Annotated in this window: 17 protein-coding genes and 1 tRNA gene; 14 read left to right on the forward strand and 4 right to left on the reverse strand. The window is 71.8% G+C overall.

Annotated features, from left to right (window positions below):
• Window positions 1-12 precede the first annotated feature (12 nt).
• Window positions 13-315: an amidase family protein gene (locus tag CHC11_RS09855; protein ID WP_179278771.1), complete on the forward strand. Its 303-nt coding sequence runs from the start codon at window positions 13-15 to the stop codon at window positions 313-315.
• Window positions 316-457: 142 nt separating this feature from the next.
• Here the strand turns inward: CHC11_RS09855 and CHC11_RS09860 are convergent, their stop codons facing one another.
• Entirely contained in the window at window positions 458-946 is a 489-nt protein-coding gene (locus tag CHC11_RS09860) for a MarR family winged helix-turn-helix transcriptional regulator (protein WP_089311334.1), read from the reverse strand.
• A gap of 44 nt (window positions 947-990) precedes the next feature.
• Window positions 991-1,797 (reverse strand): patatin-like phospholipase family protein, encoded by an 807-nt coding sequence (locus tag CHC11_RS09865; protein ID WP_089311335.1) that lies wholly within the window; start codon window positions 1,795-1,797, stop codon window positions 991-993.
• A gap of 114 nt (window positions 1,798-1,911) precedes the next feature.
• Here CHC11_RS09865 and CHC11_RS09870 point away from each other — a divergent pair, with 114 nt between their 5' ends.
• Window positions 1,912-2,700, forward strand: a complete 789-nt coding sequence (locus tag CHC11_RS09870; protein WP_089311336.1) for a trans-aconitate 2-methyltransferase — start codon at window positions 1,912-1,914, stop codon at window positions 2,698-2,700.
• Between the two features lie 173 nt (window positions 2,701-2,873).
• The gene (locus tag CHC11_RS09875; protein ID WP_089311337.1) at window positions 2,874-3,236 is read left to right on the forward strand and encodes a VOC family protein; all 363 of its coding nucleotides are present in this window, start codon (window positions 2,874-2,876) and stop codon (window positions 3,234-3,236) included.
• Here CHC11_RS09875 and CHC11_RS09880 read toward each other — a convergent pair.
• Both CHC11_RS09880 and CHC11_RS09885 read right to left on the reverse strand, forming a co-directional pair.
• Complete coding sequence (locus CHC11_RS09880; RefSeq protein ID WP_245919017.1) at window positions 3,228-4,010, reverse strand: TetR/AcrR family transcriptional regulator; 783 nt, start codon at window positions 4,008-4,010, stop codon at window positions 3,228-3,230. The genes CHC11_RS09875 and CHC11_RS09880 overlap by 9 nt on opposite strands.
• Window positions 4,011-4,027: 17 nt before the next feature.
• A complete protein-coding gene (locus CHC11_RS09885; protein WP_089311338.1) occupies window positions 4,028-4,981 on the reverse strand; it encodes an acyl-CoA desaturase in 954 nt (317 codons plus the stop codon).
• A gap of 328 nt (window positions 4,982-5,309) precedes the next feature.
• Here CHC11_RS09885 and CHC11_RS09890 point away from each other — a divergent pair, with 328 nt between their 5' ends.
• The 11 genes from CHC11_RS09890 to CHC11_RS09940 all read left to right on the forward strand — a co-directional run bounded on the left by CHC11_RS09890 (window position 5,310) and on the right by CHC11_RS09940 (window position 16,975).
• Complete coding sequence (locus CHC11_RS09890; RefSeq protein WP_143226994.1) at window positions 5,310-6,083, forward strand: helix-turn-helix domain-containing protein; 774 nt, start codon at window positions 5,310-5,312, stop codon at window positions 6,081-6,083.
• 71 nt (window positions 6,084-6,154) lie between these two features.
• A tRNA-Gln gene (locus CHC11_RS09895) sits at window positions 6,155-6,226 on the forward strand.
• A 166-nt stretch (window positions 6,227-6,392) separates the two neighbouring features.
• Complete coding sequence (gene glmU / locus CHC11_RS09900) at window positions 6,393-7,838, forward strand: bifunctional UDP-N-acetylglucosamine diphosphorylase/glucosamine-1-phosphate N-acetyltransferase GlmU (protein WP_281258300.1); 1,446 nt, start codon at window positions 6,393-6,395, stop codon at window positions 7,836-7,838.
• Between the two features lie 195 nt (window positions 7,839-8,033).
• On the forward strand, window positions 8,034-9,014 hold the full coding sequence (locus tag CHC11_RS09905) for a ribose-phosphate diphosphokinase (RefSeq protein ID WP_089311341.1): 981 nt from the start codon (window positions 8,034-8,036) through the stop codon (window positions 9,012-9,014).
• Between the two features lie 287 nt (window positions 9,015-9,301).
• Window positions 9,302-9,940, forward strand: coding sequence for a 50S ribosomal protein L25/general stress protein Ctc (locus CHC11_RS09910; RefSeq protein ID WP_089311342.1), 639 nt, complete (start codon window positions 9,302-9,304; stop codon window positions 9,938-9,940).
• A 126-nt stretch (window positions 9,941-10,066) separates the two neighbouring features.
• Entirely contained in the window at window positions 10,067-10,642 is a 576-nt protein-coding gene (gene pth, locus CHC11_RS09915) for an aminoacyl-tRNA hydrolase (RefSeq protein WP_089311343.1), read from the forward strand.
• A gap of 392 nt (window positions 10,643-11,034) precedes the next feature.
• Complete coding sequence (locus CHC11_RS09920; RefSeq protein ID WP_089311344.1) at window positions 11,035-12,510, forward strand: sugar transferase; 1,476 nt, start codon at window positions 11,035-11,037, stop codon at window positions 12,508-12,510.
• A 191-nt stretch (window positions 12,511-12,701) separates the two neighbouring features.
• Window positions 12,702-13,643 (forward strand): 3'(2'),5'-bisphosphate nucleotidase CysQ, encoded by a 942-nt coding sequence (locus CHC11_RS09925; protein WP_089311345.1) that lies wholly within the window; start codon window positions 12,702-12,704, stop codon window positions 13,641-13,643.
• A 125-nt stretch (window positions 13,644-13,768) separates the two neighbouring features.
• Window positions 13,769-14,686 carry a sulfate adenylyltransferase subunit CysD gene (cysD, locus tag CHC11_RS09930; protein WP_089311346.1) on the forward strand — a complete coding sequence of 306 codons (918 nt, stop codon included), beginning with the start codon at window positions 13,769-13,771 and terminating at the stop codon, window positions 14,684-14,686.
• A gap of 47 nt (window positions 14,687-14,733) precedes the next feature.
• The gene (locus tag CHC11_RS09935) at window positions 14,734-15,996 is read left to right on the forward strand and encodes a sulfate adenylyltransferase subunit 1 (RefSeq protein WP_089311636.1); all 1,263 of its coding nucleotides are present in this window, start codon (window positions 14,734-14,736) and stop codon (window positions 15,994-15,996) included.
• Window positions 15,997-16,078: 82 nt separating this feature from the next.
• Window positions 16,079-16,975, forward strand: a complete 897-nt coding sequence (locus CHC11_RS09940; protein WP_089311347.1) for a glycosyltransferase family 2 protein — start codon at window positions 16,079-16,081, stop codon at window positions 16,973-16,975.
• Window positions 16,976-17,027: the final 52 nt, after the last annotated feature.

Here is a 17,027-nt window from a genome sequence, read left to right on the forward strand (position 1 = left end):
CATCATCCCTGGATGACGACCTGGGTCCTCCGGACGGACGAGCCGGGCGACGGCCCGCGCCTCGCCGTCGAGGACGCGATCGACGTCGCCGGGCTGCCCACCACCGCGGGCTGCCGGGCCGTCGCCGAGCGCGCCGAGCCCGCCGCCGCGGACGCGCCCGCCGTCGCGTCCGCCCGCGCGCAGGGCGCCCGCATCGCCGGCAAGACCAACCTGAACGAGCTGTGCATGGCCGCGGACGGCGTCAACCCGTGGTCGGGGAGTCCGGTGAACCCGCTCAGACACGGCCGCGGGTCGGGTGGCCGGAAGGCGCTCTGAGCGCCTGGAGGTCGCACGACCCGTCGAGCCGGGCGACCGCAGCGACACGACGGAGACTCGCGCGGGCACGGAGACTCGCGCTGTGGCGTGAGGACCGCCCGGCTCGTGACGGGGGTTTCCAGGGGGTCGCCCCCCTGGGAGATCACGCGTCGAAGGGTACGAGCAGGGTTCTCAGGAGGTCGGCCAAGGCTTCGCGCTGGTCGGGGGAGAGGCTTTCCAGGATCGCCTGCTCGCGGCCGAGCAGGTCGGCGAAGGCGGCGTCGACGCGGGTCAGGCCCGCGCCGGTGAGCCGGACCTGCACGCCCCGCTTGTCCTGGGGGTCGGGATGCCGCTCGACCAGGCCCGCCGCCGCCAGCCGGTCGATGCGGTTCGTCATGGTGCCGGAGGTCACCAGCGTCGCGTGCAGGAGGCGGCCCGGGCTCAGGCGGTAGGGGGCCCCCGCCCGGCGCAGCGCGGTGAGCACGTCGAACTCCCACGGCTCCAGGCCGTGGTCGGCGAACACGGCGCGCCGGGCGCGGTCGAGGTGGCGGGCCAGCCGGGAGACGCGGCTCAGGACCTGCAGCGGCCGGACGTCCAGGTCCGGACGCTCGGTGTTCCACGCCTCGACCAGCCTGTCGACCTCATCGCGCATGCCGACACCCTACCTGTCTTGATATCGAGAAAGACGGGGTGCGATCAGCGGCGGACGGCCAGCGCGGCGGCGATCCGCTCGGCCGCCTCCGGGGCCTGCCGGACCCCTTCCCGGTAGACGGGCGTCCAGCGCGAACGGTCCCCGAGGCTCGGCCCGAACACCTCCAGCGCACGCCCGTCCGGGACGATCCGGACGTCACCGGCGCCGCCCCGCATGTGGGGCATCGGCTCCATCACGACGAGCGGCCCGGCCCCCTGCGCCAGCTCCGCTTCCGACCACCCGGCGAACGCGCCGTCCAGGTAGCGGCGCCCGCCGATCGGCACCGGCTCGGCGAAACCGGGTGCGGCGCTGCTCGCGGCCACCGCCAGCGACAGCGGGACGCCGCTCGACCCGTCCCACAGCACCGGTTCGCCCGACACGGCGTCCACCCCGGTGATCAGCAACCGGGCGTCCGGCCACGTGTCCGTGCCGACCAGGTACCGCATGCTCGCACGGTGGTGCTCCGCGGGCAGCGCGGCCGCGTCGAGGGCCAGCCGCCCGATCCGCCGCCTGGCCTCGTCCGGTTCCAGTCCCGGAGTGCCGCCCACCGCGAACACCCGCGCCATCACCGAGTCGTCCACCGGCGCCGGCGGGCCGCTGGGCGGCGGCAGCTCCGCCAGCGCCGCCAGGTCCCTGCCCGTGGTGATCGCCGCGCCGGCGATGGCGCCCGCCGACGTCCCGACGACCAGGCCCGCACCCGCCGGGTCCACGCCCGCCTCGCGCAGCCCGGCCGCAAGGCCGATCAGCCACGCCGTCCCGACCGGCCCGCCGGGGCCGAGCGCCAGCGCCCACCCGCTCTCGTCGTTCGTCATGCCGGTGAGCCTAGGAGCGCCGCAGGCGGGGGCGCATCCGTCAGGCGACCGGTCGCGCGACACGCACCCAAAGACTCTTGACATCAAGATATGCGCGGGGCATGATGTCTCTTGATGTCGAGACAAACCGCGGCCGTGTGGGACCCCGCGCAGTACGGGGTCTACGGCGCCGAGCGCGCCAGGCCCTTCACCGAACTCGCCGGACGGCTCGGCGGCGCACCGCCCGCGCGCGTCGCCGACCTCGGCTGCGGGAGCGGCGAGCTCACCGCCACCCTCGCCGCCCGCTGGCCCGACGCCGTCATCGACGCCCTCGACAGCTCGCCGGAGATGATCGAGGCGGCCCGCGCGCACGAGATCCCGGGACGGCTCGCCTTCCGCGTCGCCGACGTCGCCGCCTGGGAGCCCCGGCGGCCCCTCGACCTCGTGATCTCCAACGCCGTCCTGCAGTGGGTCCCCGAACACCTCGACCTGCTGCCCCGATGGGTCGGCGCCCTCGCCCCGGGCGGGCGCCTCGCCTTCCAGGTCCCCGGCAACTTCGACGCGCCCAGCCATGTCCTGCTCCGCGAGATGGGCCGCTCCGAGAGGTGGCGCGGCCGGCTCGCCCACCTGCAGCGCGACGCCCCCGTCCTGGACGCCGCCGGATACGTCGACCTCCTGGCCCGCACCGGATGCGCCGTCGACGCCTGGGAGACCACCTACGCCCAGGTCCTCCCCGGCGACGACCCCGTCCTCGAATGGGTCAAGGGCAGCGCGCTGCGTCCCGTCCTCACCGCCCTCTCGCCCGCCGAGGCGGACGAGTTCCTCGCCGAGTACCGGGAGCGGCTCAGGCGCGCCTACCCCGCGGCCCCCTACGGCACCGTGTTCCCGTTCCGGAGGATCTTCGTGATCGCCACCACCCCCTAGACGGGATGCCGCCCGCCCGCCCGAGGGAAGCGACTCGTTCCCCTGCGGTGTGCCATCTCCGGCGGACGGGCGGCGTCCGCGAAACCCGGCTCGCGACCCGAGACCGGCGACCCCTGCCGGCGGCCTCCCGGACGAACTCCGGGCGGCCGCCGGTGTCACGCCCGGAGGCAGCCATGATCACCGGTGTCCACCACGTGCAGCTCGCCGCCCCGCCCGGCAGCGAGGACCGGCTCCGCGCCTTCTACGGCGGCGTCCTCGGCCTTGAGGAGGTCCCCAAGCCGCCCGACCTCGCCAAGCGCGGGGGAGCCTGGTTCCGCGGCCCGGGCGTCGAACTCCACCTCGGCATCGAGCCCGGCTTCCGGCCCGCTCGCAAGGCGCACCCGGGCCTGCTCGTGGACGACCTCGACGCCCTCGCGGCGCGCCTGCGGGCCGCCGGCCACGAGGTCACGCCGGACGACCTGTTCCCCGGCCACCGCCGCATCTACGCCGACGACCCCGTGGGCAACCGGCTGGAGTTCCTGCGGCCCTCAGGCTGACGGGTCGACGATCTCCTCGACGTCGCGCCGTGCCCGGCGCTGGGCCTTCTCCGCCTTCGCCGCCGCCCTCTCCTCGGCCCGCCCGGCCCTGGCGGCGGCCTTCTCCGCGCGCTTCTCCTGCCGCTCCAACTCCTTGCGGCGGCGGCGCGGATCCAGCGACGGCCTCGGCTCCAGCCCGGACAGGCCGTTCCACGCCAGGTTCACGATGTGCGCGGCCACGTCCTCCCGGTGCGGCTTGCGGACGTCCAGCCACCACTGGCCCGTGAGCGCCACCATGCCGACCAGGCTCTGCGCGTACAGCGGCGCGAACCTGTCGTCGTACCCGTGCCGGTCGAACTCCTGCGCCAGGATGTGCTCCACCTCGCCGGCGATCTCGCTCAGCAGGCTGGCATAGCTGCCCGTGCCCGTCCCGCCGTGCGAGTCGCGCACGAGGATGCGGAACCCGTCCGGGTGCTCCTCGATGTACTCCAGCAGCGCCAGCGCCGCCTTCTCCAGCTTGCTCCGGTAGTGGACCGCCGAGTTCAGCGAGTCGGTGACCAGACTCAGCAGCCGCTCGAACTCCCGGTCGACGACGACCGCGTAGAGCCCCTCCTTGCCGCCGAAGTGCTCGTACACCACCGGCTTGGACACCCCGGCCGCGGACGCGATCTCCTCCACCGAGGTGCCGTCCAGCCCGCGCTCGGCGAACAGCGTCCGGCCGATGTCGAGGAGCTGCTCGCGGCGTTCCTTGCCGGTCATCCGCTTTCTGCGGGCCCGGGGAGCGGGATCTGTCACGGGTTCAATTGTGGCGGTCAAACCGCCTGCTTCGTGCGCTTGGCGGCCAGCCTGTCGGGGTTCGGCCACCGGACGTCATGGGCCAGGCCCATCTTCTCGAACGTCCAGATGATGCGCGCGCTGATGTCGACCTGCCCCTTCAGCACGCCGTGCCGCGCGCAGGTCGGGTCCGAGTGGTGCAGGTTGTGCCACGACTCGCCCAGCGACGGGATCGCCAGCCACCACACGTTGCGCGACTTGTCCCGGACCTCGAACTCCTCCTTGCCGAAGGTGTGGCAGATCGAGTTGATGGACCACGTCACGTGGTGCACCAGGGTGATCCGCACGAACCCGGCCCAGAACAGCGCCGTGAGGAAGCCCGTCCACGACATGGTGACCACGCCGCCGATCACGGCCGGGAGCAGGAAGGACACCGCGACCAGACCGGGGAAGGCCAGGTGGATGCGCCTGATGTCGCGGTCGTTCAGCAGGTCCTTGGCGAACCGCTGCTTGGAGGTCCGGTTGGCGTCGAACAGCCAGCCGTAGTGCGCCCAGGCCAGCCCCTTGCCCAGCGCCTTCCAGTCGTTGCCGAACCGCCACGGCGAGTGCGGGTCGAACTCCTTGTCCGAGTGCTTGTGGTGCCGCCGGTGGTCGGCCACCCACGTGATGACCGGCCCCTCGATGGCCAGGCTCCCGGCCAGCGCCATGAAGATCTTCAGGCCGCGCGTGGCCTTGAAGGACCCGTGGGTGAAGTACCGGTGGTAGCCGACCGTGATGCCCCCCGCGGACAACAGGTAGAAGACCGCCGTGAGCACGACGTCCGTCCAGCCGAGGAACCGGCCCCAGGCCAGCGGGACGGCGGCGAACAGTGCCAGGAAGGGCAGCGCGGTGAACGTGGCGACCAGCGCCCGCTCCGCGTTGCCTCGTTGCTGGGGCGCGAGTTCGGGACGCCGCTGCGGGCGGGGCGGATCCATGGTCGGAGCTGTCGTCATGCGTCATCACTTCCCGTGAGTCGGGGCAGCCTTACCTACGTCAACGTAACCTACGAGACCGTAGGTTGTGCAGAGGCGAACGGTAAGTTGAGGGGGAAACTGCCTCTTCGGTCACATAACTCTCGTGCGCAGCAGGGGCCGGCGCCGCCACCGCCGCATCTCCGCGGCGAGCGGTGCGCCGCCCGACCGGGCCCTGGCCGACCGGCACGCAATGGGCTTGCTCGGTACCGCCCGCTCTAAACCGATCCAGACAAAACGACACCCTCTTAGCACTGCGTGCAGTCATGATACAACTACAGAGAGTTAAAACCCCTGCTAAGGTTCCCCCATGAGTGGACCGATGCCGGACGAGATCCGAGACAAGCTCAAGCCCAAGGCCCTCGAACTCCGCCGCCAAGGTTGGACCTACCGCGAGATCGCTGGCTCCCTCAACATCTCGATCAGCACCTGCTCCCTGTGGTTACGGCACCTCCCCGAGCCGCCCCGGAAGGGGTACTCCCAGGAGCGGGTCGCCGCGATGTGGAGGTCGCGCTGGGAGCCGATCCACCTGGCTCGCGAGCAGCAGCGCCGGGAGACCAAGCTCAGGGCCTGCCGGGAGATCGGAGCGATGGACGAGCGCGACATCCTCATGGCCGGCGCGCTCGCCTACTGGTGCGAGGGGGAGAAGGACAAGATCTACAAGCGCAGGGAGTGGGTCTCGTTCATCAACAGCGATCCCGCCCTGATACTCCTCTTCCTGCGCTTCCTGGAAGTCGCCGGAGTGCTCCGGGGGCAACTGCGGATCCGGCTGCACATCCACGAGACGGCCGACATCGAGGCGGCTGCCGGATGGTGGTCGGAGTTGACCGGATACCCGGCCGACGAATTCCGGAAGCCCGCCATCAAACGGCACAACCCCAAAAGCGTCCGGAAGAACCTCGTCGACGAGTACCGGGGCTGCCTGCAGATCTCCGCGACCGGGAGCGCCGAGCTCTACAGGAAGATCGAGGGGTGGGCCTATGCCGCCATGCTCGGTCCGGCCGCGGCCGAGGAGCGCCTCGTCGCGCGCTCGGACGAGACGATAAGGGAGATCATCGCCAAGCGTGCCGCGCCGACCGAATGAGGTGGGCTGCTCGCGTCTGTGTGGGTAAGGTGGGGGCGGCCACGTGGCGCTGTCCGGTTTGGCCGCTTCAGTCCGGCGTAGTGTAATTGGCAGCACATGGGTTTTTGGTGCCCCTAGACAAGGTTCGAGTCCTTGCGCCGGAGCTGTCGGAAATGCCCGCTCGGTTCGTCCGGGGTGGGCGGTGGGGTGACAGGAGCGGGGTGGGCGGTATCCTGCCCGTGTCGGGTTCGCCCCGGCCTGCCGTGGCATGATGTCGCAGGTGGGCGGGCCCGCGACCGATCCCCGTCCGCGATGCCGAGGAGCCTCCTTGTGAGTGCTGCGAGCCGCCCGGCCGCCGTCATCGTCCTCGCCGCGGGCGAGGGCACCCGGATGAAGTCCCGCACCTCGAAGGTGCTGCACGAGCTGTGCGGGCGCAGCATGCTGGGCCACGTGCTGGCCGCCGCCCGCGAACTGGAGCCCGAGCGGCTCGTCGTGGTCGTGGGGCACCGGCGCGAGCAGGTCGTCGAACATCTCGCCGAGCACGCCCCGGACGCCGAGGCCGCGGTGCAGGAGCGGCAGGGCGGCACGGGCCACGCCGTGCGGATGGCGCTGGAGCAGACCGGCGCGCTGGACGGGACGGTCGTCGTGACGAACGGCGACCACCCGCTGCTGCGGGGCGAGACGCTGCGGGCGCTGGTCCAGGCGCACGAGGACGACGGCAACGCCGTCACCGTGCTGACGACCGAGATGCCGGACGCGACCGGCTACGGGCGGATGATCCGGGCGGCCGACGGCAGCGCCGAGGCGATCGTCGAGCACAAGGACGCCACCGGGGAGCAGCGCGCCATCAACGAGATCAACGTCGGGATGTACGCGTTCGACGGCGCGCTCCTGGCGGACGCGCTGAAGCGGGTGACGACCGACAACGCGGGCGGCGAGGAGTACCTCACCGACGTGGTGGCGATCCTGCGCGGCGACGGCCACCGGGCGGGCGCCCACCTGGCCGCCGACTGGGTGGAGACCCAGGGCGTCAACGACAGGGTCCAGCTCTCCCAGGCGCGCAGGCAGCTGAACGACCGGATCCTCGAAGCGCACATGCGGGCCGGGGTCACCGTCATCGACCCCGCGTCCACGTGGATCGACGTGCACGTGACCGCGGAACCGGACGCGGAGGTCCACCCGGGCACGCAGCTGCACGGCAGGACGCACCTGGGCGAGGGCGCGCGGGTCGGTCCCGGCTGCACGCTGACCGACACGGCGGTCGGCGCCGGCGCGTCGGTGACCAACGCGGTGTGCGTCGGGGCGGAGATCGGGCCGGACGCCTCGGTCGGGCCCTATGCCTACCTGCGGCCCGGCACGCGGCTCGCGCCGAGGGCCAAGGTCGGGACCTACGTCGAGACCAAGAACGCCGACATCGGCGAGGGCACCAAGGTGCCGCATCTGACCTACGTCGGCGACGCCGAGATCGGCGCCGGCTCGAACATCGGCGCGAGTTCGGTGTTCGTCAACTACGACGGTGTGGACAAGCACCGCAGCGTCATCGGGTCGCACGTGAAGGTGGGCAGCGACAACATGATCGTCGCACCGGTGACGATCGGGGACGGCGCCTACACCGCGGCCGGCTCGGTGATCATCCAGGACGTCCCGCCGGGGGCGATGGCGGTCGCGCGAGCGCGGCAGCGCAACGTCGAGGGGTGGGTCGAGCGGAAGCGGCCGGGGACGCCGGCGGCCGAGGCGGCCCGGAGGGCCGGGGCCGGCGAGGAGAGCGCGTCTTAGCGCGCCCGATGAGGACTGCCCCGCCTCAGGGCGGGGAGGTGGAGGACGACGGCGTCTTCCGGGACGACACAGAGCCGCCCGACCGGAGAGCGGCTCGACGACGATGCGGCCCGCGCGCCCGATCTTTGGTGCGCGGGAGGTGGGGACGACAACCCACATGTAGGGCACGGTTCCATTGAGGGGGAGTTGTCAGAGGTGAGTGGGATAAAAACGAGCGGTCAGAAGAAGCTGATGCTCTTCACCGGCCGAGCCCACCCTGACCTGGCCAGGGAAGTGGCCGCCAACCTCCAGGTCGAGTTGACGCCGACGTCCGCCTACGACTTCGCCAACGGCGAGACGTTCGTGCGGTTCCTGGAGTCGGTGCGCGGCTCCGACGCCTTCGTGGTCCAGAGTCACACGGCTCCCATCAATCAATGGATCATGGAGCAGCTGATCATGGTGGACGCGCTGAAGCGCGCGTCGGCCAAGCGGATCACGGTGGTGGCGCCGTTCTTCGGCTACGCCCGGCAGGACAAGAAGCACCGCGGCCGCGAGCCGATCTCGGCGCGGCTGATGGCCGACCTGTTCAAGACGGCGGGCGCCGACCGGCTGATCACCGTCGACCTGCACACCGCGCAGATCCAGGGCTTCTTCGACGGCCCGGTGGACCACCTGTTCGCGCTGGACCTGCTGGCCCGGCACTTCGAGAGCCGGCTGGACACCTCCCAGGTCACCGTGGTCGCGCCGGACGCGGGCCGGGTGCGGGTCACCGAGCGGTGGAGCGACCGGCTGGGCGGCGTCCCGATGGCGATCATCCACAAGAAGCGCGACCCGGACGTGGCCAACGAGGTCAAGGTGTTCGACGTGGTCGGCGAGGTCGCCGGCCGCACCTGCGTCGTGGTGGACGACATGATCGACACCGGCGGGACGATCGTGAAGGCGGCGGACGCGCTGTTCGACCAGGGGGCGACGAAGGTCGTCGTCGCGGCGACGCACGGCGTGCTGTCGGGTCCGGCGGTGGACCGGCTGAAGAACTCCCGGATCTCCGAGGTGGTGCTGACCAACACGCTGCCGATCCCGGAGGAGAAGCAGTTCGACAAGCTCACGGTGCTGTCGATCGCGCCGCTGGTCGCGCGTGCGATCAACGAGGTGTTCTCCGACGGCTCGGTCACGAGCCTCTTCGGCGGCCACAGCTAGACCTTCACGTCGGGCACGGCATGGCGCGTGCCGGTGGCCATGGCGGTGGCCATGGCGTCGGCAGGGCCTTGGCGTTGGGCGTTGCCGTATTGGGCTAGACTTGTGCAACCGCGTATGCCCTGGGACGTTCAAGTGCGGTGCCCGCGCAGGGGCCGCACTCCCCCGGGGAACGCAAACGAATCTTTGAGCGCGCCCGCCTTCGACGGCGCGCGAGGAACGCAACGCATCGTCCGTAGCGGACGTCCGATGGCGGACGGCCGTGGAAGCAACAACGAGGAGTTTTCGCCGTGTCCGAGGTACGCATTGCCGCCGAGCCGCGCACCGAGTTCGGTAAGGGCGCCGCGCGGCGCACCCGCCGGGCCGGCAAGGTGCCCGCCGTCCTCTACGGTCACGGCACCGACCCGGAGCACATCGCGCTGCCGGGCCACGACCTGATGCTGGCCCTGAAGACGCCGAACGTGCTGCTGACCATCGAGGGCCTCTCCGGCGGCGCCTCGCTGGCGCTGCCGAAGGACGTGCAGCGCGACCCGGTCAAGGGGGTCCTGGAGCACGTCGACCTGCTGCTGGTGAAGCGCGGCGAGAAGGTCGTCGTGGACCTGCCGGTCAACCTGGTCGGCGACGTCGTCGCGGGCGGCGTCATCCAGCAGGAGCTGGTCCAGGTGTCGGTCGAGGCGGAGGCGACGCACATCCCCGAGGCCGTGGACCTGTCCATCGAGGGTCTGAAGGTCGGGACGCAGGTGCTCGCCGGCGACCTGAAGCTGCCGTCGGGCGTCACGCTGCAGGTCGACGAGGAGGCCCTCGTCCTGCAGATCGCCGACGCGACCGCGTCGGCCGGCGCGACCGAGACCGAGGCGGAGGCCGCCGAGGCGGCCGAGGCCGCCGCGGCCGAGGTTCCCGAGGGCGAGGGCGAGACCGCCGGCGAGTGACGGCGGTGCCGCCGGCGCTCGGCGGCCCGGCGCGCGGCCGCGCCGGACTGCGGGCCGCAAAGTACTTCCACGGCCCCCGCGGGTGCGCGCACCCGCGGGGGCCGTGCTCGTGTGTGAGGAGTGCGGGTGGACGCGGATCTCTGGCTCGTGGTGGGGCTGGGCAACCCGGGGCCGTCGTATGCGAAGAACCGGCACAACGCGGGGTTCATGGTGCTGGACGTCCTCGCGTCGCGTGCGGGGGGCAGGTTCAAGTCGCACCGGGCGCGGGCGGACGTGCTGGAGGGCCGTCTGGCCGGAGCGCGGGTGGTGCTGGCGAAGCCGCGCTCCTTCATGAACGAGTCGGGCGGCCCGGTGAAGGGCCTGCGGGACTTCTACAAGGTGCCGGTGGAGCGTGTGGTCGTCGTCCATGACGAGCTCGACATCCCCTTCGGGGCGGTGCGGCTGAAGCAGGGCGGCGGTGACAACGGCCACAACGGGCTGCGGTCCATCACCAAGTCGCTGGGCGCGAAGGAGTATCCGCGCGTGCGGTTCGGGGTGGGGCGGCCGCCGGGGCGGATGGACGCGGCGGCGTTCGTTCTGAAGGACTTCTCCGCGGCGGAGCGCAAGGAGCTCGACTTCGGGGTGGACCGGGCGGCGGACGCGGTCGAGGCGTTGCTGACCGACGGGCTTGCCGCGGCGCAGAACGCGTTCCACGCCGGCTGATCGGGTTCGGAGCGTGAGGGTGGGAGGGACCGCGGGAATCGCCGCGCTGGCAGGGGCCGGGTCGAGTGCGACCTGTTTGCCGGTTCCGCGGTGCGCGCGAATCTCGTTCACGCAGGGTGACCGGTTGCTTCCGGTCGGGTGACCGGATCCGGTCTCGCGACCGGTGCGCAGTCGTGATCAAGGCGGAGTGGCGCCTTTTCCGTGTGCGCTCGGGCCGGTTCGGGCGCATTGTCCAACTGGTAGGCGCGTTCCGTCCGTGACCACGGCAAAGCGAACGTAAGATGCAGGCCGATCGAGGTTCAGGTTCAATGTGAACCTCGGGCGACGTTCAGCCGTCTTCGGTGTGAATCGCGCTGACGGGGCGCGCGTTACACAGGATTGGTGAGTGGTTTATGGCCGTCGTTGACAAGGTTCAGGCCGAGTCATCGATCCGCCATGAGCACGAGCGCGCGGTGTCGCAGAACTGGAGCCGGACCTACCGGCGGATCGCGCGGGCTCTCGACTTCGCCAGCATGCTGATGGCCGGAGTGATCGCCTTCGTGCTCAGGTTCCCGGGCGTCCCGACGGAGCTCGACGCGCCGTACGTGGTCCTGACCGTGGCCCTGCCGGTGGTGTGGGTCCCGGCGCTGATGCTGTGCCGCGCGTACCAGCCCCGGTACGTGGGCGTCGGGTACGAGGAGTTCCACCGGGTGCTGCGCGCCGGGTTCATCCTGATGGCGGTGCTGGCGATCGGGGCGTACGCCACCAAGACCGACGTCGCGCGCGGCTACGTGGTGATGGCGCTGCCCCTCGGGACGTTCCTGGCGCTGCTGGCGCGGTACCGGCTGCGCAAGTGGCTGCACAAGAAGCGGTGGCACGGCGAGTGCATGCGGCGGGTCGTCGCGGTGGGGCACCGGACGTCGGTGTCCGACCTGATCCGGCTGCTGCAGAAGAAGCGGTACCACGGGATGGACATCGCGGCCGTCTGCCTGCCCCCGGCGCTGGCGTCGGGCGAGGACGCGGTCGCCGAGGTGGAGGGCGTCCCGGTGCTGGGCGACTTCGGCCAGGCGGCGGCGGTCGCCGACCGGATCGGCGCCGACTCGGTGGCGGTGCTGGCGTGCCCGGAGATGGACGGGGTGGCGCTGCGCCGGCTGGCGTGGCAGATCGAGCGCAACGACGTCGAGCTGGTGGTGGCGCCCGCGCTGATGGACGTGACCGGGCCGCGGATCTCGATCCGCCCGGTGTCGGGCCTGCCGCTGCTGCACGTGGAGCACCCGGAGCTGGACGGCGGCCGCAAGGTCCTCAAGGGCCTGGTCGACCGGGTGGCGGCGCTCGGCGGGATCGTGGTGCTGAGCCCGCTGCTGCTGCTGATCGCCGTCCTGATCAAGATTTCCGGGGAGGGCCCGGTGCTGTTCCGGCAGACGCGCGTCGGGCGCGGCGGCCGGGAGTTCACGGTGCTGAAGTTCCGCACGATGGTCGCCGACGCCGAGGCGCGCCGGCTGGAGCTGCTGGCCGCCAACGACAACGACGGTGTGCTGTTCAAGATCCGGCAGGATCCGCGGGTGACGCGGGTGGGGCGCCGGCTGCGGCGGTACTCGCTGGACGAGCTGCCGCAGCTGTTCAACGTGCTGCGGGGCGAGATGTCGCTGGTGGGGCCGCGCCCGCCGCTGCCGGACGAGGTCGCCCAGTACGGCGGGGACGTCTACCGGCGGCTGGTGGTCAAGCCGGGCCTGACCGGGCTGTGGCAGGTGAGCGGCCGCTCGGACCTGTCGTGGGAGGAGTCGGTCCGCCTCGACCTGCGGTACGTGGACAACTGGACCCTCGCCCTGGACCTGCAGATCATGTGGAAGACCTGGTCGGCCGTCGTCCGCGGCTCCGGCGCGTACTGAGCGGCCCGCCGGCGCGCGACCGGAGAGCGGGGACGAAACCCCGGCGGGAACACGACAGGGCGCTGCCCGCGGTACGGCGCCGGCGGAACACTGGTGGGCGAGCCGTTGAGCGGGACCTCGTCCCGTGGCCCGTGCGGGACGCATGAGAAAGTAGACCGAGCAGACCAGTCGAGTCGGGAATGTGATCTCAGATGACCGAGGCAGCGGCGGCAGACGATCATTCGCTCGCGGCCGAGCTCGCCGGGACGGCGGGCCGGCTGCTGCTGGGCGTGCGGGCCGAGGTGGGCTTCGCCGACGCGAGGGCCCTGAAGGACACCGGCGACCTGCGGGCGCATGAGTACCTGATGGCGGCGCTGGCCGAGCGCTGTCCCGGGGACGCCGTCCTGTCCGAGGAGGGGCGGTCCTCGGTCGCCGGGAAGCGGTCCAGGGGCGACGACCGCGCGCCGACCCGCAACACCGCCGACGCGGAGCGGCTCACGGCCTCCCGCGTGTGGATCGTGGACCCCCTGGACGGCACTCGCGAGTTCTCCGAGGAGGGCCGCCGCGACTGGGCCGTGCACGTGGCGCTGTGGGAACGGGACGCGTCCGGAACCGGTCGCCTGGCGGCCGGCGCCGTCGCGCTGCCGGCGCAGGGCCTGACGCTCCGCACGGACGCGGTGGGCGGTGCCTCGCTCGTCCGGACCGACCCCGACCCCGACCCCGTCACGGCCGGGTACGGCCCCGCCGGGGCGCCGCCGCCCCGCGAGGCACCGCTGCACGTCCCCGCGCCGGACGCGGGAAAGCTGCGCATCGCCGTGAGCCGCACGCGGCCGCCGGAGTTCGTCCGGCGGCTGGCGGAGGCGGTCGAGCCGGAGGTGGAGCTGGTGCCGATCGGGTCGGCGGGGGCGAAGATCTCCGCGGTGCTGCTCGGCGAGGTGGACGCCTACGTGCACGCGGGCGGCCAGTTCGAGTGGGATTCGGCGGCCCCGGCGGCCGTCGCGCTCGGCGCCGGGGCGCACGCGTCCCGGGTCGACGGGTCGCCGCTGCGCTACAACCGTGAGGACCCCCGGCTCCCGGATATCCTGGTGTGCCATCCCATGTCGGCGTCAACGCTGCTGTCCGGCATCCGGGAAGTGAGCGGCGCGCTGCCCTGACCAGTCCGTCCCCACGGCGGGACTGAACCGGCGCGGGCCGGCGTTTCGATCCGGTGGGAAGGCATGCGCCCGTCTCCGTGCCACCGGTTGCATCTGCCAGAACAGCGTGAAAAGAGCCCCAGACCATGCAGCGTTGCGATTACCTGCTGTCCCAGCTGGACGTCCTAGAAGCCGAGTCGATCCATATCTTCCGGGAGGTGGCGGCCGAGTTCGAACGGCCGGTGCTGCTGTTCTCCGGCGGCAAGGACAGCATCGTCATGCTGCGCCTGGCCCAGAAGGCGTTCTGGCCCGCCCCGATCCCGTTTCCGGTCATGCACGTCGACACCGGCCACAACTTCCCGGAGGTGATCGAGTTTCGGGACCGCCGGGTCGCCGAGCTCGGCGTCCGGCTGATCGTGGCGTCGGTGCAGGACGCGATCGACAGCGGCCGGGTGGTGGAGCAGAAGGGCCGCCGCGCGTCCCGGAACCGGCTGCAGATCACCCCGCTGCTGGACGCCATCGAGGAGCACCAGTTCGACGCGGCGTTCGGCGGCGCGCGCCGGGACGAGGAGAAGGCCCGCGCGAAGGAGCGGGTGGTCTCCTTCCGCGACGAGTTCGGGCAGTGGGACCCCAAGAACCAGCGCCCCGAGCTGTGGAACCTGTTCAACACCAGGATCGTGCAGGGTGAGCACGTCCGGGTGTTCCCGCTGTCGAACTGGACCGAGCTCGACATCTGGGACTACGTGCGGCGCGAGGAACTCGAACTCCCGCCGATCTACTTCGCGCACACCCGGCAGGTGTTCGAGCGCGACGGGCTGCTGCTGGACGCCGAGACGGGCTTCGCGAACCGCGGCGACGACGAGCCCGAGTTCGCGGCGACCGTCCGGTTCCGGACGGTCGGCGACGCGTCCTGCACGGGCGCGGTGAAGTCGAACGCGGAGACGCTCGACGAGGTGATCGAGGAGATCGCCGCGACGCGGATCACCGAGCGCGGCCAGACCCGCGCCGACGACCGCACCAGCGAGGCCGCGATGGAGGACCGCAAGAAGGAGGGCTACTTCTGATGGCCAGCGCGAACGACGGGCTCGCCGGGGACCGGCCGGCCAAGCAGATGGACCTCCTGCGGTTCGCCACCGCCGGCAGCGTCGACGACGGCAAGTCCACGCTGATCGGCCGGCTGCTGTTCGACTCCAAGTCGATCTTCGAGGACCAGCTGGAGTCGGTCGAGAAGACCAGCGCCGACCGCGGCGAGGAGTACACGAACCTGGCGCTGCTGACCGACGGCCTGCGGGCCGAGCGGGAGCAGGGCATCACCATCGACGTGGCGTACCGGTACTTCGCGACGCCGCGCCGCAAGTTCATCATCGCCGACACGCCGGGGCACATCCAGTACACCCGGAACATGGTGACCGGCGCCTCCACCGCCGACCTGGCGATCATCCTCGTGGACGCCCGGAAGGGCATCCTGGAGCAGTCGCGCCGGCACGCGTTCCTCACCACGCTCCTGCAGGTCCCGCACCTGGTCGTGGCGATCAACAAGATGGACCTGGTCGACTACGACCGCGGGCTGTACGAGCGGATCGTGGACGAGTTCACGGCGTTCGCCTCCAAGCTGGAGGTCACGGACCTGACGTTCATCCCGATCTCGGCGCTGCACGGCGACAACGTCGTCGAGCGCAGCGTGAACATGCCGTGGTACGAGGGCTCGTCGCTGCTGCACCACCTGGAGCACGTCCACATCGCCTCCGACCGCAACCTGATCGACGTGCGGTTCCCGGTGCAGTACGTGGTCCGCCCGCACGCCTCCACGGACCCCGACCTGCACGACTACCGCGGCTACGCGGGCCAGGTCGCGGGCGGCGTGCTGAAGCCGGGCGACGAGGTGGTGCACCTGCCGTCCGGGCTGAGCACGACGATCACCCACATCGACGGGCCGGGCGGGCCGGTCGAGGAGGCGTTCGCGCCGATGTCGGTGACGCTGCGCCTCGCCGACGACATCGACATCTCCCGCGGTGACATGATCGCCCGCCCGAACAACCGGCCCGAGGTCGCGCAGGACATCGACGCGATGGTCTGCTGGATGACCCCGGACCGCGCCCTCACCCCGCGCTCGAAGCTGGTCATCAAGCACACGACCCGCACCGCGAAGGCGATGGTGAAGCAGCTGCACTACCGGCTGGACGTCAACACGCTGCACCGCGACGACCAGGCCGACTCCCTCGGCCTGAACGAGATCGGCCGCGTCTCGCTGCGGGTGACCCGGCCGCTGTTCGTCGACGACTACGGCCGCAACCGCCTGACCGGCGGCTTCATCCTGATCGACGAGGCCACCAACAACACCGTCGCGGCCGGCATGATCACCGGCGCGCGCTGACCCGGCGCCGCGGGGCCCGCCGGCCCCGCGGCGCCGCCGGTCCGCGCCGCCTCCCGACCCCCTACGACAAGGCAGGCCCTGGATGCCCCCATCCGTCGGAGTCGTGCTCCCCACGCACAACCGGCCGGAGCTGCTGCGCCGCGCGCTGGAGTCGGTGCTGGCCCAGGAGTACGGGGGCGAGGTGCGCGCGGTCGTCGTCTTCGACCGGGCCGAGCCCGACCCGTCCCTGGCGGGGGACCGCGTCGAGGTGATCCGCAACACCCGGGCGCCGGGCCTCGCGGGCGCCCGCAACTCCGGGGTCCTCGCCCTCGGCACCGACCTGGTCGCGTTCTGCGACGACGACGACCTGTGGCTGCCCGGCAAGCTCGCCGCGCAGGTGGAGGCCCTGGAGGGAGATCCGGACGCCGTGCTGTGCAGCTCCGGCATCCTGATCGACTTCGACGGGCGGGAACTCCCCCGGCTGGCCGGGACGGACCGGGTCACCTACGACGCCCTGATCCGCGACCGGATGATGAGCGTGCACTCCTCCACCTACGTGGCGCGCCGCGAACCGCTCATCGAGATCGGCATGGTGGACGAGACGATCCCCGGCAGCCAGGGCGAGGACTGGGATCTCGCGCTCCGCGCCGCCCGCCGCCACCCGGTGGTGAACGTGGACGAGCCGTACGTCCGGGTCCTGTGGGGGCTGACGTCCTACTACGCGCAGGCGTGGGAGACGAAGGTGGCCGCGCTGGAGTGGTTCCTGGAGCACTACCCGGAGATCGGCGAGGAACCGGGCGCGGCCGGGCGCGTCTACGGGCAGCTCGCCTTCGGCTGCGCGACCGTGGGCCGCCGCAGGGACGCGCTGCGCTGGTCGGCGCGCGCCCTCAAGGCGAACCCGGCCGAGCGCCGCGTGCCGTTCGCGCTCGCGGTGGCGTCGGGGATCGTCTCCGGCAAGCGCGTTCTGCTCGCCCTGCACACCCGGGGCCGAGGCATCTGACGGACCGATGCCCATTCCTAGGCTTTGGCCACCTTTCCCCAAGTCGCGCCGG

It is taken from the genome of Actinomadura mexicana (assembly GCF_900188105.1).
Taxonomy (GTDB): Bacteria; Actinomycetota; Actinomycetes; order Streptosporangiales; family Streptosporangiaceae; genus Spirillospora; species Spirillospora mexicana.